Below are 15,175 nucleotides of genomic sequence, written 5' to 3' on the forward strand. Positions count from 1 at the left end.
AAGCACGATCTTTTAGGGAAGTCCCGTTTCGTTACGCAACTTTTACGGCGGTTATATGGCTCTTTTCTCTCGCGTTGCATTAGCCGGCGATATACCGGCATTAGTCGCATTGGAGCACCCGTGTTTCACCACAGACCGGCTCTCATCGCGCAGTTTTCACTGGATGATCAGCCGCGCCCACGGCCAGTTGCTGGTGGCGGAACAGGACGGGCAGTTGCTCGGTTATGCGCTGGTGCTGTTTCGTCGTGGCAGCGTGTTCGCGCGCCTGTATTCCATCGCCATTGCCGAGCACGCACGCAGCCTCGGGCTGGGCAAGCAGTTGCTCAGCCATGTCGAGGCCTGCGCGGTGACGCACGGTTGCACCCACCTGCGCCTGGAGGTACGCACCGACAACCCCCGCGCCCTGGCGCTGTATGAACGCAACGGCTACCGGCGTTTCGCCCAGGTCAACGACTACTACGCAGACCACACCCCGGCCCTGCGCCTGGAGAAAACCTTGGTCAGGCCACCTGCTTGATCCCGGCCTTGGCTTCCAGCTCGCGCACCAGCGGCAACACGCGCTTGCCGAAGTACTCCACTTCTTCCTGGAAGTGCAGGAAGCCCGCCAGCACCAGGTCCACGCCCACCGCCTTGAGCGCGACGATGCGCTCGGCAATCTGCTGCGGGGTGCCGATCAGGTTGGTCTTGAAGCCATCGTTGTACTGCACCAGGTCTTCAAAGCTGGACTTGGCCCAGTTGCCCTCGCCTTCGGGTGATGCCTTGCCGGCCTGCCTGGCCGCGTCGCCAAAGGCGTTCACGGCCTCCGGGTCGGCCTTGTCGATGATCTCTGCGAGCACGGCGCGGGCTTCTTCCTCGGTGTCGCGGGCGATGATGAACGCATTCACGCCGACCTTGACCGAATGGTTGTTCGCGGCAGCCTTGGCGCGAATGTCATCGACCTGGGCCTTGATGCCTTCCGGGGTGTTGCCGTTGGTGAAGTACCAGTCCGACACGCGCGCCGCCATGTCTCGCGCGGCTCGCGAACTGCCGCCCTGGAACACTTCCGGCTGGCCCAGGGGCTTGGGCTTGAGGGTGTAGTTGTTGAAACGGTAAAAGTCGCCCTTGAAAGTAAAGTCGTCCTGGGTCCAGATGCCTTTGAGGGCGCGGATGAATTCTTCGGAACGGCGATAGCGCTCGTCGTGCTCCAGCCAGTGTTCGCCGATGGCCTGGAACTCGCCCTTGAACCAGCCACTGACGATGTTCACCGCAATGCGGCCATTGGTGAGCTGGTCGATGGTCGCCAGTTGCTTGGCCGCCAGCGCCGGTTGCCACGGCCCGGGCAGGATCGCGGCGATAACCTTGAGCTTGGTGGTCGCGGCCAGCAAGGCATGGCTGAACGCCACGGACTCATGCTGGTTTTCCGCGCCGTAGCCGGCGGTGAAGCGGATCTGGGTCAGGCCGTATTCGAAGCCGGCTTCCTCGGCCAATTGCGCCAGTTTGCGGTTGTAGTCGATGCCCCAGTGGGTGCGTTGTTCGATCTTGCTGACCACCAGCCCACCGCTGACGTTGGGCACCCAATAGGCAAATTTCACGGCTTGCTGACTCATCGAACGGTACCTCGCATAAAGGAATGTACCGAGGTGTGGAGCAGCAAGCGTGCCAGGCGGAGGCAAACGCCCGCGCCACAAGGGGTGCGACATGTATTCAGGGCTGGGAGGCGTTGAATGCCGATGTCAGGGATTGCGACGGTTTGTCGATTTGCTGTTGCCAGGGCAACAGTAGACAGCATGCATCCCCCGTAAACATTGGCCCTGGCACCCGGCACGGACTGTGCAATCACTCCCTGCACCGATCACTGCCCCGGAGCCCTGCTCATGACCGAACACCACGTTATCAACCCGTTGTCTGTCGGCGTCGACTACCCCACGCTGGCGGCGCGCTTTCGCCCGATTTTCCAGCGCATCGCCGCTGGCGCAGTGGAGCGCGAACAAACCCGCGCCCTGCCCCACGAGCCGATCCAGTGGCTCAAGGAAGCCGGCTTCGGCGCGGTGCGGGTGCCGGTGGAATATGGCGGTGGCGGTGCTTCGCTGCCGCAGTTGTTCGAACTGCTGATCGAACTGGCCGAGGCCGACTCCAACGTCCCCCAGGCCCTGCGCGGGCATTTCGCCTTTGCCGAAGACCGCCTGAATGCGCCGCCCAGTGCCGGCCGCGATCTGTGGTTCAAACGCTTTGTCGACGGCGACATCGTCGGCTGCGCCTGGACCGAAATCGGCACCGTGGCCATTGGCGACGTTGTCACCAAGGTCAGCCCGGACGGCGAGCAGTGGAAACTCAACGGTGAAAAGTTCTACAGCACCGGCAGTATTTTCTCCGACTGGATCGACGTGTACGCCCAGCGCAGCGACACCGGCGGCGATGTGATCGCCGCCACCCGCGCGCGCCAGCCCGGCGTGGAACACAGCGATGACTGGGACGGCTTTGGCCAGCGCACCACCGGCAGCGGCACCTCGCGCTTTACCGATGCGGTGGTGGAGGCGGAAAACGTCATCGACTTCGCGACCCGCTTCAAATACCAGACCGCGTTCTACCAACTTGTCCTGCTGGCCAGCCTCGCCGGTATCGGCCGTGCCGCATTGCGCGATGTGGCCCACCAGGTGCGCAGCCGCAAGCGCATCTACAGCCATGGCAATGCCCAGCACGTCAGCCAGGATGCCCAGATCCAGCAGGTGGTGGGCGAAGTCGCCGCGTTGGTCTACGCCGCCGAAGCCAGCGCGCTTAAAGCCGCCCTGCCGGCGCAGCGGGCGTACCTGGCGCGCTTCGGTGGGGATGAAGTCGCCGAGCGCGAAGCCAACGTCGCGGCCGAAATCGAGTCAGCCACCGCGCAAGTGGTGGTGTCGGAGCTGATCCAGCGCGCCACCAGTGAGTTGTTCAACGCCCTGGGGGCGTCGGATGTGCGCCAGGGCAAGTCCCTCGACCGCCATTGGCGCAATGCGCGGACGGTGTCGTCGCACAACCCGGTGATCTACAAGGCGCGGATCGTGGGGGACTGGGTGATCAATGGCACCGAGCCGCCGTTTGTGTGGCAGATCGGTAATGGCCCGGCGAAAGCCTGAATCAAGGTTGGTCACAGTCAAAATGTGGGAGGGGGCTTGCTCCCGATGGCGGTTTGTCAGTCGCCTCATCAGTTGACTGATCCACCGCTATCGGGAGCAAGCCCCCTCCCACATTTGGCCCCTGCCTGTGTAGTTGAATCCCGTGTGCGCCTCAAAAGGCCAATTTGTAGCCGATGGTCATCAACATGATCGCCAGGCACGGGCGCAATACGCCGTCCGGGACCTTGCCGGTCATGTGGCTGCCGAAGTAAATGCCCGGCAGCGACCCCATCAGCAGGAAGCCCAGCAGGTGCCAGTCCATATTGCCCATGCCGGCATGGCCCAGGCCCGCCACCAGGGTCAGGGGCACGGCGTGGGCGATCTCGGTGCCGACCAGGCGGCGCGTGGCCAGGAACGGATAGAGGATAAACAGCGCGACCGTACCGAGGGCGCCGGCGCCGATGGAGGTGAGCGCAACCATGGTCCCCAGCACCGCACCGGTCACCACGGTCAGGGCATTCAGGTTGCGCGGGTTCATATGGTAGTGATCGCCGGCGTGGCGCTGGGCGAACGCCAGCAGGCGTTGCTTGAACAGGATCGCCAGGGCGGTCAGCAGCAGCACCACGCCGAGGGCCTGCTTGATCACCGCGTTCATGGCGCTGGGGTCGGTGTGCAGGCTGGCGAGGAACCACAGGGTCAGCAACACCGCAGGCACGCTGCCCAGGGTCAGCCAGCCGGTGATGGTCCAGTCGATGTTCTTGTTCTTGCTGTGGACCAGCACGCCACCGGATTTGGTGATGGCCGCGTACAGCAGGTCAGTGCCCACGGCCGTGGCCGGGTTGATGCCGAACCACAACAGGATCGGGGTCATCAAGGAGCCCCCGCCGACACCGGTCATGCCGACGATAAAACCAACGATCAGGCCCGCAATTACAAAACCAAAGTTACCCACTTCCATCAACGCTACCCGCGGCCTTATAAATTTCTGGCCGCAGGATAGCGATTTTTCTTATAACGACTTATATCAATATGATCTGACTTTATGCCTTTTATGGCAGTCGACGACAGACATACGCCTGGGTCTGATAAGGAAACGCCACCGTGTCGCGGCCCTTCAGGGCTGGATGGCTGGCGATCAAGCCACGCAACTGCTCGGTCACGAGGGCTTTTTCAGCCTCGGGCAACGCAGCAATAAAGCTCACGGAGAGGAAGCGATCCATGATCACTTCCTGTGGGCTGCCGACGTGGCTATAGGGGAAACAGGTCATTTCGGGGACTGAAAAGTACTTGCCGTCGAAGGCTTCTCGCCAGCGTCCGGAGTGAAAACGCGGGGTGTCACCCTCGTAGGGCGTGATGATCGCAGTGATCGCCGCCACCCAGTCCACCGACTCATCGCGCACATTCCACACCAGCCCGAGGCGCCCTTCGGGCTTGAGCACGCGGTGGATTTCCGCCAGCGCGGCCTGGGTGGAGAACCAGTGAAAGGCTTGCGCGCAGACCACCGCGTCGGCGCTGGCGGTTTCCAGGGGGATGGCTTCGGCGGTGCCGTTGACCAGGCGCACATCCGGCAACAGCCGGGTCAACTGCGCACCCATGGCCTGCACCGGTTCGACGGCGATCAACGTCGGCGCCAGGGTGCTGAGCAGGCGCGTGAACTTGCCGGTGCCGGCGCCCAGGTCGATCACCCGTGAGTGCCCATCGACGCCGAGCACATCCGTGAGCCAACCGGTGAGCTGCCTGGGATAATTCGGCCGGCCTTGGGCGTAAGTGACGGCCTGGGTAGAGAAACCTTGTTGAGCAGACGTGTGGACACCAGTCATTGCCAATCTCTCCTCGGGTAAAGCGGGGGCACAGTGTGCGCCTTCCCCGGGAGATTTTCTAATCGGCAGCCGTGGGCAACCACACCCGGAACCGTGCGCCGCCCAACGGCGAGGCCAGTGCGGTCAGGGTGCCACCTTGGGCCTCGAGGGCTCGCCGGCTGATGGCCAGGCCCAGGCCAAAGCCACCGGTGGAGCGGTCGCGGCTGCGGTCGAGGCGGTAAAAGGGCTCGAAGATACGCTCGCGCTGGTCCAGCGGAATGCCGATGCCATCGTCATCCACCCAGATTTCACAGCCTTTGGCGCAGACCTTGACGCCCACCTGAATGCGCTTGTCGCAGTAACGCGTGGCATTGCGCAACAGGTTCTGCAAGGCACGGGCGGTGAGGCGCGGGTCGAGGCTGAAGCGTTCCACAGCGCAGTCGAGTGCCACATCGATGACGATCTCGGGGTTTTCCAGCTCGTCATCGACGCTGCCCAACACGCTGTCGATAAATTCATCGAGCACCACCTCCACACGCTCGGGCAATTGCGTCGGGTTTTGCAGGCGACTGTAGGACAGCAACTCCAGCACCAATTCATCCAGCTCGCGAATATGCGCAACCAGGCCATGCAGGCGCTCGCGACTGGCCTCCGGCAAGTCCTCCGACAGCGCCAGGGCCAGGCCGAAATCCAGGCGTGTAAGGGGTGTGCGCAGTTCGTGGGAGACCGCGTTGAGCAGGTCGCGTTGCTGGTTGAGCAGGTGTTCGATGTCGTCGGCCATGGTGTCGAACACCGACGCCAGGCTGCCGATATTGGAGCTGGGCGGAATGTGCGTGCGCTCGGCCAGGTTGCCCTTGCCCAGTTGCGTGGCGGTGCTTTTCAGGCGTTCGAGATCGCGCCAGTGCGGACGCAGCCAGAACAGCAGGCAGGCCAGCAACGCCGCACCGATCAGCACGTTCATCGACCAGTACAACAGGTTCATGTCCAGCGGGTCTGGCGGAATGGTCAGCTTGACCACGAACTGCTCGTTGAGCGGCGAGCTGATGTCCTCCATCCAGCCAAACTCCCCCAGGTGAATCACGGGGTTGCCCTGCTCCAGCAGTTTGGCTTCCTGCGTGGTGTAGCTCGCGTCCTGGCGCAACAGCAATTGCACTTTGAGGGGCGCGAAGTCACTGCCCAGTTGCTCGGTCACCTGGGACCAGCGCTCCACCGGCGCGCGCAGGTACTGCTTGACGATCAGCTTCTGCATGCCCCGTGACTGCTCGACGTTGTAGTCCAGGTAGCGGTGTTCGAACAGTTGGATCACCAGCTTGGGAATCAGGAAGATCGCCGCGCTGTAGGTGACGATGGTGATCAGGTAAAGACGTAGCAGCACACGAAACATCGATCAGCATTCCCACTCGGAACGGCTGAACAGGTAGCCCTTGCCCCACACGGTCTTGATCTTGCGCGCTTCACCGGCGTGGTCGTCGAACTTGCGGCGCAGCTTGGAAATGGCCACGTCCACCGAACGGTCGGTGCCGTTGAACTCGATACCGCGCAGCCGTTGCAGGATCTGGTCGCGGCTGAGCACTTCGCCGGCATGCCGGGCCAGCACCACCAGCAGGTTGTATTCGCCGCTGGACAACTCCACCGCCTGTTCGCGCCAGGTCACCGTGCGTTCCGACAGGTCGATGCACAGGTTGCCCATCAGGATCTGGTCATTGGCCACCTGGGGCTCGGACAAACTGCTGCGCCGCAGCAAGGTGCGCACCCGCGCCAGCAGCACACGCGGCTCGCAGGGTTTGGTCACGTAGTCGTCGGCGCCCATTTCCAGGCCCAGCACCTGGTCGTGGCTGTCGTCGCGGGCGGTGAGCATCAGGATCGGCAGGCCCGCCGAGTCGGCGCGCAGCAGGCGGCACACTTGCAGGCCGTCGAGGCCGGGCAGCATCAGGTCGAGGATCACCAGGTCCGGCGGGTCGAGGCGCGCGCGCTCACGGACGTGGTCGCCACGGCTGAGCACACTGACGTGGTAGCCGTTGCGTTCCAGGTAGCTGGCAATCAGCTCGGAGAGTGCGGCGTCGTCTTCCACCAGGAGGATGTTGGGCATGGTGTTTCCAAATAATGCGGTTTGTTGGTGTGTTGCAGGATTGTGCAAGGATATACGCCCTCGGCGCCCCGCGCGCCGCACCTTACATTTCTTCACAGACGACCTACATAGCTTCACAGCACCACAGCGCCGGTGCCCTTAGGATGCGCCAGTCAATATTGGGATAAGAGCATGTCGAAGAATCTGTTTGCGCCATTTTGCCTGTTGGCCCTGATGCTGGCCCTGAGTGCCTGTGACCAATCGGCCGACGAAGCGCCGCAAATGCCCCTGGCCAAGGTGCGCATCGAAACCCTTGAGGCCAAGCCCCTCTCCATCACCAGCGAATTGAGCGGACGCATCGCCGCGCCACGCATTGCCGAAGTGCGCGCACGGGTGGCCGGGGTGGTGATGCAACGGGTCTTCAAGGAAGGCCATGACGTCAAACAGGGCGACGTGTTGTTTCGCATCGATCCGGCACCGTTCAAGGCTGACCTGGACAGCGCCCGGGCCAACCTGAGCAAGGCCGAGGCCAATGCGTTCCAGGCGCGCCTGCAGGAGCAGCGCTACAGCCAACTGGTGGAAGGCAATGCCATCAGCGGCCAGGACTACGACAACGCCCGCGCCAACCTGCGCCAGACCAACGCCGAAGTCGCCGCCAACAAGGCCGCCGTCGAGCGCGCCAGGTTGAACCTGGGCTATGCCACCGTGACCGCGCCGATTTCCGGACGCATCGGCCGCGCCCTGGTGACCGAAGGGGCACTGGTAGGCCAGAACGAAGCCACGCCCCTGGCGATCATCCAGCAACTGGACCCGATCCACGCCGACCTCACCCAGTCCACCCGCGAGCTCAACGACCTGCGCCGCGCCTTCCGCGCCGGCAGCTTGAAGCAGGTCGGCCAGGACCAGGCCAAGGCCACGTTGATCCAGGACGACGGCAGCCTCTACCCGCTGCCGGGCAAGTTGCTGTTCGCCGAGATCAGCGTCGACCCGGGCACCGGGCAGATCATCCTGCGCAGCGAGTTCCCCAACCCGGACCTCGACCTGTTGCCCGGCAGCTTCGTGCGGGTACGCCTGGAGCAAGCCGTCGACAAACAAGGCATCAGCGTGCCGCAACGCGCCATCACCCGCGACAGCGCCGGCATCCCCATGGTGCTGCTGCTCGACGCCGAGCAGACCGTCAGCCAGCAGCCGGTGGAACTGGGTGCGGTGATCGACGACCGCTGGGTGGTCAGCCATGGCCTCAAGCCCGGCGACCGTATCGTCGTCGAAGGCCTGCAGCACGCGCGCCCCGGTGAAAAAGTCGAGGTCGATGACAGCCCCACACCCGTTGCCCAGGCTTCCGGCCAATAAGGATCTTTGACAATGCCGCAGTTCTTTATTGACCGCCCGATCTTCGCCTGGGTGGTCGCCCTGTTTATCCTGCTGGCCGGCTTGCTGGCCATCCCGCAGTTGCCGGTGGCCCAGTACCCCAACGTCGCGCCGCCGAAGGTGGAAATCTACGCGGTGTACCCGGGCGCCTCGGCCCAGACCCTGGATGAAAGCGTGGTCAGCCTGATCGAGCAGGAGCTCAACGGTGCCGATCACCTGCTGTATTTCGAATCCCAGAGCAGCCTCGGCTCGGCAACGATTACCGCCACGTTCCAGCCCGGCACCCACCCGGAAATGGCCCAGGTCGATGTGCAAAACCGCCTCAAGGCGGTGGAGCCGCGCCTGCCCCAGGCCGTGACCCAGCAGGGTTTGCAGGTGGAGAAAGTCTCCGCCGGCTTCCTGCTGCTGGTGACCCTCACCTCCAGCGACGGCAAGCTCGACGACGTGGCGCTCAGCGATTACCTGGCGCGCAACGTGATGAACGAGCTCAAGCGCCTGGACGGGGTGGGCAAGGCCCAGCTGTACGGTGCCGAACGCGCCATGCGCATCTGGATCGACCCGCAGAAACTGATCGGCTTCAACCTCACGCCGGCCGACGTGAATGCGGCGATCAGCGCACAGAACGCCCAGGTTTCGGCCGGCAGTATCGGTGACTTGCCGGGTACCAGGACCCAGGAAATCACCGCCGCGATCCTGGTCAAGGGCCAGCTGTCCACGCCGGCGGAATTCGCCGATATCGTGCTCAAGGCCAACCCGGACGGCTCCACCGTGCGCATCGGCGATGTGGCGCGGGTAGAAGTGGGCAGCCAGGAATACCAGTTCTCCACGCGCCTGAACGGCAAGCCGTCCACCGCCGTCAGCGTGCAACTGGCGCCGGGGGCCAATGCGCTGAACACCGCGACCCTGGTACGGGCGAAGATGGACGAGCTGTCGCGCTACTTCCCGGCCAATGTGGAGTACAAGATCCCGTACGACACCTCGCCGTTCGTCAAGGTCTCGATCACCAAGGTGGTCTACACCCTGCTCGAAGCCATGGCCCTGGTGTTCGCGGTGATGTTCCTGTTCCTGCAGAACGTGCGCTACACCCTGATCCCGACGCTGGTGGTGCCGATCGCGCTGATGGGCACCTTCGCCACCATGCTGTTGCTGGGCTTCTCGATCAACGTGCTGACCATGTTCGGCATGGTGTTGGCCATCGGCATCCTGGTGGATGACGCCATCGTGGTGGTGGAGAACGTCGAACGGATCATGGTCACCGAGGGGCTGTCGCCCAAGGACGCGACGAAGAAAGCCATGGGCCAGATCACCGGCGCCATCGTCGGCATTACCCTGGTGCTGGTCGCGGTATTCCTGCCGATGGCGTTCATGGCCGGCTCGGTGGGGGTGATCTACCAGCAGTTCTCGCTGTCGATGGCCACCTCGATCCTGTTCTCGGCCTTCCTCGCCTTGACCTTGACCCCAGCCCTGTGCGCCACGCTGCTCAAGCCGATTGCCAAGGGCGAGCACCATGCCAAGGGCGGGTTCTTTGGCTGGTTCAACAAGCGCTTCGAGCAGCTCACCGACCGTTACGAAGGCTGGGTCGCCTATGCCCTCAAGCGCAGCGGCCGTTACCTGCTGATCTACCTGGTGCTGTTGGTGGGCCTGGGGCTGATGTTCAGCCGCCTGCCCTCCTCGTTCCTGCCGGTGGAAGACCAGGGCTACACCATCACCGACATCCAGCTGCCGCCCGGCGCGAGCAAGAACCGCACGGTGCAGGTGGCCGAACAGATCGAAGCGCATAACGCCGGCGAGCCTGGGGTGGGCGACACCACCATGATCATGGGCTTCAGCTTCTCCGGTTCCGGGCAAAACGCGGCGTTGGCGTTTACCACGCTCAAGGATTGGTCGCAACGCGGCAGCGATGACTCCGCCGCCTCGATTGCCGACCGCGCCAACATGGCCTTCAGCGAGCTCAAGGACGCGATCGCCTATGCGGTCCTGCCACCTCCCGTGGATGGCCTGGGCACCTCCAGCGGTTTCGAGTTCCGCCTGCAGGACCGCGGCGGTGTAGGCCACGCAGCCTTGATGGCGGCACGTACCGAACTGCTCGACGCCGCCGGAAAAAGCCCGATCCTGGCCAACGTGCGCGAAAGCGCCCTGGCCGAGGCGCCGCAAGTGCAGCTGGAAGTCGACCGCAAACAGGCCAACGCGCTGGGCGTCTCGTTTGCGGATGTGGGCAATGTGCTGTCTTCGGCCATCGGTTCGGCCTATATCAACGACTTCCCCAACCAGGGCCGCATGCAGCGCGTGGTGGTGCAGGCTGAAGGTGACCAGCGCAGCCAGGTGGCGGATTTGATGAAGATCCACGTTCGCAACAAGGATGGAAAGATGGTACCGCTGTCGGCGTTTGTCGAAGCCAAATGGACCCAGGGCCCGGCGCAACTGACGCGGTATAACGGCTACCCTGCCATCGCCATTTCCGGCGAGGCCGCACCCGGCCACAGCACCGGCGAGGCGATGGAGGAAATCCAGCGCCTGGTCAGCCAATTGCCGGCAGGCCTGGGCCAGGAGTGGACTGGGTTATCGCTGCAGGAACGTTTGTCCGGCTCACAGGCGCCGATACTGTTGGGGCTGTCGCTGCTGATCGTGTTCCTGTGCCTGGCGGCGCTGTATGAAAGCTGGTCGATCCCGACGTCGGTGTTGCTGGTGGTGCCGTTGGGCGTGCTCGGCGCGGTGCTGGCGGTGACCTTGCGGGGCATGCCCAACGATGTGTTTTTCAAGGTCGGCCTGATCACCATCATCGGCTTGTCGGCGAAGAACGCGATCCTGATCATCGAGTTCGCCAAGGACCTGTATGACCAGGGCGAAGACCTCATCGACGCCACCCTGAAAGCCGCACGACTCCGGTTGCGCCCGATCATCATGACGTCGCTGGCGTTTATCCTCGGCGTGGTGCCCTTGGCGATTGCCACCGGTGCCAGTTCGGCGAGCCAGCAGGCGATTGGTACCGGGGTAATCGGCGGGATGATCACCGCGACCCTGGCGGTGGTATTTGTGCCGGTGTTCTTTGTGGTGGTCATGAAGCTGGTGCGCAAAAAGCGCTAAGGCTTTTTGGGGGACACTGTAACGGTGGCGGGCCCGCTTGCCACAACAAAAATGCGCTAAGGTGCTCACAGGTAACCATCTGTGAGCTGCCATGCCTTTTCTAGCCCGTACCCACCCTCGCCTCTCCGCCGCCGCTGTGCTCGGCCTTGCCGTCGGCATCCTGGCGCCGGCCGACACCCTCGCCAGCAAAATCCTCATCGGCTGGAACGCCGGGGTCTGGACCTACCTGGTACTGATGCTGTGGTTGACCAGCCGTGCCAGGGCCGACGATGTGAAGCGCATCGCCGAAATCGAGGACGAAAACGCCGGGCTGGTGCTGTTCACGGTGTGCATCGCCGCCATCGCGAGCCTCGCCACCATCACCTTCGAACTGGTGGGCAGCAAAGACCTGGCCACTTCCGAGCGCCTGCTGCACTACGGGTTTACCGGGCTGACGGTGATCGGTTCATGGCTGTTGATCGGGGTGATTTTCAGCGTGCATTACGCCCGCCTGTATTACACCTGGAACGGCAAGGAACCGGCGTTGCGTTTTGCCGAAGGACTGTTGACGCCGAACTACTGGGACTTCCTGTATTTCTCCTTCACCATCGGCGTGGCGGTGCAAACCTCTGACGTCGGCGTCGCCACCCGCGGCATGCGCAAGGTAGTGCTGGGGCAATCGCTGATCGGTTTTCTGTTCAATACGGCGATCCTGGGGTTCTCGATCAACATCGCCGCCGGGCTGTTCGGCTAGGCTGCACAAACCTTCTAGACGCCCTGGTGCCGTTGGGCGCTAATACCCTTACACATTCCGTCCCGGTGTTTTATGGCTGCGCATAATTGGATCGATCTGTCCCAGGACGCCGACACCGGCATCGAGACCCTGCGCGCGCATTTCGAGGGTCACGCCTATGACCCCCACTGGCATGACAGCTATCTGGTCGGCGTCACCGAACAAGGCGTGCAGCAGTTCAACTGTCGCCGCGCCCGCCACAACAGCGTGCCCGGCCAGGTGTTCCTGGTGGAGCCCGGTGAATTGCATGACGGCGACGCGCCCACGCCGGACGGCTTTACCTACCACATGCTGTACCTCGACCCGCAGTGGCTGGCGCGAGAAGTGAGTGCGGTGTTCGAAGAGGCGCCGCCCCATAGTCAATTGAGCTTCGCCACCACCTTGACCAGCGACCCGCGCCTGGCCCTGGTCACCAGCCAGGCCTTCCAGACGCTGCACAGCGGCGAACTGCGCATCGTGCGCCAGCGCGCCATGGACCAATTGCTCGAACACCTCACCGGCCAACTGTATTGGCGCAGCCGTTACCGTGAAGACCCACGCCTGCCGCAGGTGGCTCACAAGGCCCGGGAGTACCTGCACGCCCACCTGCATCACGATGTCGGCATGGACGAACTGGCCCTGGCCTGTGGCGTCGACCGCTTCCGCCTGAGCCGCGCGTTCAAGAGCGCCTTTGGGTTGCCGCCCCACGCTTACCTGGTGCAATTGCGCCTGGCCCGCGCCCGGCACGCATTGGCCAGGGGCGAGCAACCGGCCGACGTAGCGATGGCCCTAGGTTTTGCCGATCAAAGTCACCTGGGCCGCTGGTTCGTGCGCGCCTATGGACTGACACCGGCGGCCTACCGCAAGCGCTGCTCAAACCTTCCAGACAGGTAAGCCACAGGCTTGTGAAGATGGACAGCCCTGATCTGTTCATTGGAGTCCGCCTGTATGCCATCCACCTTCCTGCCCTTCCTGTTATTCGCCTTCGTTGCCTCCATCACCCCCGGGCCCACCAATATCCTCGTACTCAGCAACAGCGCGCGTCATGGCCTGCGGGCAGCCGTGCCGATCATCCTCGGGGCGTGCGCCGGTGCGGCGGGGATCGTGCTGGCGGTCGGTTCAGGCATCGACGAATCACTGGTCCATCTGCCGCAAGTGCAAACCGCCATGCAATGGATCGGTATCGCCTGGCTGAGTTACCTCGCCTGGCAGATATTCAGCGCGCCGGCCCAGGCCATTGACACCGATGCCCCACAGAAACGCCTGGGCCTGCTCGGTGCGGCCAGCCTGCAACTGGTCAATCCGAAGACGTGGATGATGGCGTTGGCGGTGGTCAGTGTGTTTGCCGGGCAGGGAGAGGGGCGTGAGGCGCGGGTGTTGGCCTTGTCCCTGGTGTTTTTTGCGGTTTCCCTGCCATGTCTTGGGATGTGGGCGTTGCTGGGCGCAGGCTCCGCCCGCTTAGTGGGGTCGGCCAAGGCCATGCAACGCTTCAATCGATGCATGGCGATCCTATTGCTGGCGTCTGCCTGGCTGGGGATGTGGCACCCGGCGTAGACAACCGACGAATGGCACGGGGAACCTGTTAGTTCTGACAGTTGTGCGTTCGGCGCAGATGGCGCTGAATTGAGTCGCACACCACAGCAACCCATTTAAAGGGCGCGGGGGTTGATTCATGTCAGAACAACCGATGATCAATAATCTGGTTCTAAATGGCACCTTCGCCAGGCACGGGACCTCCTGGACCGCCACGGCCACCGCTCCAGGCCGGGTGGATTTTTCACGTCAACACTGCATCATCACTGCCACGGGACGCGCGGAACAGGAGGTGCCTGCTTCCGGCGGCACCTCCTACACCTTCAGTGCCTATACGTTGATTACCTATGAGGGTGCCGGTTCTGCCCGGCTGACATTTCGACCGTCGGATACAAGTGAATCCATCGGGCTGACGGGGAACCACGGCTGGACCCACCGATCGATCACGTTCAACACCCCCGCAGGCACGACCGGTATCACCGTACAACTGATCGGTGACGCCGGGGAAGTGTGGTTCGATAACGTCAGGCTGGTGGAAGATGAAGGCACCGTCATCCCCATCGAACTGATCCGCAATGGTGATTTCGCCGAAAACGGCAAGGATTGGAGTATCACGGAAATTCCTCCTGGATCTGTCTCGATCCATGACAACAGGTGCCAGGCAAACCTGGGTGGATTCATTGAGCAGGTGATTACCGTCACACCAGGACAAACCTACGATTTTTCCATTGAGGCAATGACCCCCTCAGGCGGTCATGGATTCGCAATATTCGAGCTCACACCGGACAACGTGCAGCAAATAGAACTTCGCGGCGGCGGCGGCTGGGACACTTACACTCACTCGTTGACCATTCCGGAAGGAATACCGGAGTTCACGCTACGGATTCTGGGCGAGACCTTCCTCGTGGTCGACAACCTGTCCCTGAAATTATCCACCGCCTCAGCAAACACACCCAATTAGCGCGCTCATCACACACACAGGTACAACCCATCGCAGGAGAACTCAATCATGACCACTGCAACCGCACGAAAAGCTAAATCCGAAGAAACGACTAAGCAATATTTTCAAGGCAAAATTGGAAGTGAGGATTTCAAGGCAGACTTTATTGAGCATGAATGGAAAAACAACTTTTGGCTGACTGAAGGCGCCATGAAAATTCCACCGGGTGAAACATCGAGACAAAGGGTGATTTTCAAATACCACAGCGAAGACTTGCCGTCCGGTCGTTATTCAATTCCAGACACCCAGTCCCCCTCTCGATACTCGGTGATTCTCATGACCGTCAACGACACGCCTGTCCCGGCTTATCAGGCACACCGGGGTACCATCGAGTTTTTTCACGACCCTAACGGCAATACGGTCGAGGGCGCACTCAACGTTTACCTCAAGGATATCCACGACAACGAAATAAATATGCAAATCCTGTTCAACACAAAAAATACGTCAGATGAGTCCTGACAAAACGCCCCGGATCCGGGGCGTTTTGTTAAACCTGCTTAA

The 15,175-nt window shown here is 62.5% G+C and carries 13 protein-coding genes and 1 pseudogene; 9 read left to right on the top strand and 5 right to left on the bottom strand.

Annotated elements, in window-relative coordinates:
- Nucleotides 1-55: 55 nt before the first annotated feature.
- Nucleotides 56-505, top strand: a pseudogene (locus tag BFQ01_RS28145) (GNAT family N-acetyltransferase); the annotation flags it as partial.
- Here the strand turns inward: BFQ01_RS28145 and sfnG are convergent.
- A complete protein-coding gene (gene sfnG, locus BFQ01_RS28150) occupies nt 501-1,586 on the bottom strand; it encodes a dimethylsulfone monooxygenase SfnG (protein WP_065927859.1) in 1,086 nt (361 codons plus the stop codon). The pseudogene BFQ01_RS28145 and the gene sfnG overlap by 5 nt on opposite strands.
- A 267-nt stretch (nt 1,587-1,853) precedes the next feature.
- Between sfnG and BFQ01_RS28155 the strand changes: the two genes are divergently transcribed.
- The gene (locus BFQ01_RS28155; RefSeq protein ID WP_065927860.1) at nt 1,854-3,092 is read left to right on the top strand and encodes an acyl-CoA dehydrogenase family protein; all 1,239 of its coding nucleotides are present in this window, start codon (nt 1,854-1,856) and stop codon (nt 3,090-3,092) included.
- Nucleotides 3,093-3,243: 151 nt separating this feature from the next.
- Here the strand turns inward: BFQ01_RS28155 and BFQ01_RS28160 are convergent, their stop codons facing one another.
- The 4 genes from BFQ01_RS28160 to BFQ01_RS28175 form a co-directional block, all read right to left on the bottom strand.
- Nucleotides 3,244-4,029: a sulfite exporter TauE/SafE family protein gene (locus BFQ01_RS28160; RefSeq protein WP_027606416.1), complete on the bottom strand. Its 786-nt coding sequence runs from the start codon at nt 4,027-4,029 to the stop codon at nt 3,244-3,246.
- A 91-nt stretch (nt 4,030-4,120) separates the two neighbouring features.
- Nucleotides 4,121-4,891, bottom strand: a complete 771-nt coding sequence (locus BFQ01_RS28165) for a class I SAM-dependent methyltransferase (protein WP_065927861.1) — start codon at nt 4,889-4,891, stop codon at nt 4,121-4,123.
- A 58-nt stretch (nt 4,892-4,949) separates the two neighbouring features.
- The gene (locus BFQ01_RS28170) at nt 4,950-6,254 is read right to left on the bottom strand and encodes an ATP-binding protein (protein WP_065927862.1); all 1,305 of its coding nucleotides are present in this window, start codon (nt 6,252-6,254) and stop codon (nt 4,950-4,952) included.
- Nucleotides 6,255-6,257: 3 nt separating this feature from the next.
- Nucleotides 6,258-6,959, bottom strand: a complete 702-nt coding sequence (locus BFQ01_RS28175) for a response regulator transcription factor (RefSeq protein WP_027606419.1) — start codon at nt 6,957-6,959, stop codon at nt 6,258-6,260.
- A gap of 171 nt (nt 6,960-7,130) precedes the next feature.
- Here BFQ01_RS28175 and BFQ01_RS28180 point away from each other — a divergent pair, with 171 nt between their 5' ends.
- From BFQ01_RS28180 to BFQ01_RS28210, 7 genes are all read left to right on the top strand, one after another.
- Nucleotides 7,131-8,288 (top strand): efflux RND transporter periplasmic adaptor subunit, encoded by a 1,158-nt coding sequence (locus tag BFQ01_RS28180; RefSeq protein ID WP_065927863.1) that lies wholly within the window; start codon nt 7,131-7,133, stop codon nt 8,286-8,288.
- A 12-nt stretch (nt 8,289-8,300) separates the two neighbouring features.
- A complete protein-coding gene (locus BFQ01_RS28185; protein WP_065927864.1) occupies nt 8,301-11,390 on the top strand; it encodes an efflux RND transporter permease subunit in 3,090 nt (1,029 codons plus the stop codon).
- 91 nt (nt 11,391-11,481) lie between these two features.
- Nucleotides 11,482-12,123 carry a DUF1345 domain-containing protein gene (locus BFQ01_RS28190; RefSeq protein ID WP_053135146.1) on the top strand — a complete coding sequence of 214 codons (642 nt, stop codon included), beginning with the start codon at nt 11,482-11,484 and terminating at the stop codon, nt 12,121-12,123.
- Between the two features lie 72 nt (nt 12,124-12,195).
- Nucleotides 12,196-13,035: an AraC family transcriptional regulator gene (locus BFQ01_RS28195; RefSeq protein ID WP_065927865.1), complete on the top strand. Its 840-nt coding sequence runs from the start codon at nt 12,196-12,198 to the stop codon at nt 13,033-13,035.
- Between the two features lie 54 nt (nt 13,036-13,089).
- Nucleotides 13,090-13,695 (top strand): LysE family translocator, encoded by a 606-nt coding sequence (locus BFQ01_RS28200; protein WP_065927866.1) that lies wholly within the window; start codon nt 13,090-13,092, stop codon nt 13,693-13,695.
- Nucleotides 13,696-13,813: 118 nt separating this feature from the next.
- Nucleotides 13,814-14,635 (top strand): hypothetical protein, encoded by an 822-nt coding sequence (locus BFQ01_RS28205; protein ID WP_141691322.1) that lies wholly within the window; start codon nt 13,814-13,816, stop codon nt 14,633-14,635.
- A 48-nt stretch (nt 14,636-14,683) separates the two neighbouring features.
- The gene (locus BFQ01_RS28210) at nt 14,684-15,133 is read left to right on the top strand and encodes a hypothetical protein (RefSeq protein ID WP_065927868.1); all 450 of its coding nucleotides are present in this window, start codon (nt 14,684-14,686) and stop codon (nt 15,131-15,133) included.
- The last annotated feature ends 42 nt before the right edge of the window (nt 15,134-15,175 follow it).

The sequence above is a fragment of the Pseudomonas sp. 8 R 14 genome, assembly GCF_900005955.1.
Classification (GTDB): Bacteria; Pseudomonadota; Gammaproteobacteria; order Pseudomonadales; family Pseudomonadaceae; genus Aquipseudomonas; species Aquipseudomonas marginalis.

What these genes read in the sequence shown, in the direction of transcription:
- BFQ01_RS28180 (WP_065927863.1), top strand. Translation starts at nt 7,131, where the DNA reads ATGTCGAAGAATCTGTTTGCGCCATTTTGCCTGTTGGCCCTGATGCTG.
- BFQ01_RS28170 (WP_065927862.1), bottom strand. Translation starts at nt 6,254, where the DNA reads ATGTTTCGTGTGCTGCTACGTCTTTACCTGATCACCATCGTCACCTAC.
- BFQ01_RS28185 (WP_065927864.1), top strand. Translation starts at nt 8,301, where the DNA reads ATGCCGCAGTTCTTTATTGACCGCCCGATCTTCGCCTGGGTGGTCGCC.
- BFQ01_RS28155 (WP_065927860.1), top strand. Translation starts at nt 1,854, where the DNA reads ATGACCGAACACCACGTTATCAACCCGTTGTCTGTCGGCGTCGACTAC.
- BFQ01_RS28195 (WP_065927865.1), top strand. Translation starts at nt 12,196, where the DNA reads ATGGCTGCGCATAATTGGATCGATCTGTCCCAGGACGCCGACACCGGC.
- BFQ01_RS28210 (WP_065927868.1), top strand. Translation starts at nt 14,684, where the DNA reads ATGACCACTGCAACCGCACGAAAAGCTAAATCCGAAGAAACGACTAAG.
- sfnG (WP_065927859.1), bottom strand. Translation starts at nt 1,586, where the DNA reads ATGAGTCAGCAAGCCGTGAAATTTGCCTATTGGGTGCCCAACGTCAGC.
- BFQ01_RS28160 (WP_027606416.1), bottom strand. Translation starts at nt 4,029, where the DNA reads ATGGAAGTGGGTAACTTTGGTTTTGTAATTGCGGGCCTGATCGTTGGT.
- BFQ01_RS28165 (WP_065927861.1), bottom strand. Translation starts at nt 4,891, where the DNA reads ATGACTGGTGTCCACACGTCTGCTCAACAAGGTTTCTCTACCCAGGCC.
- BFQ01_RS28175 (WP_027606419.1), bottom strand. Translation starts at nt 6,959, where the DNA reads ATGCCCAACATCCTCCTGGTGGAAGACGACGCCGCACTCTCCGAGCTG.
- BFQ01_RS28190 (WP_053135146.1), top strand. Translation starts at nt 11,482, where the DNA reads ATGCCTTTTCTAGCCCGTACCCACCCTCGCCTCTCCGCCGCCGCTGTG.
- BFQ01_RS28205 (WP_141691322.1), top strand. Translation starts at nt 13,814, where the DNA reads ATGTCAGAACAACCGATGATCAATAATCTGGTTCTAAATGGCACCTTC.
- BFQ01_RS28200 (WP_065927866.1), top strand. Translation starts at nt 13,090, where the DNA reads ATGCCATCCACCTTCCTGCCCTTCCTGTTATTCGCCTTCGTTGCCTCC.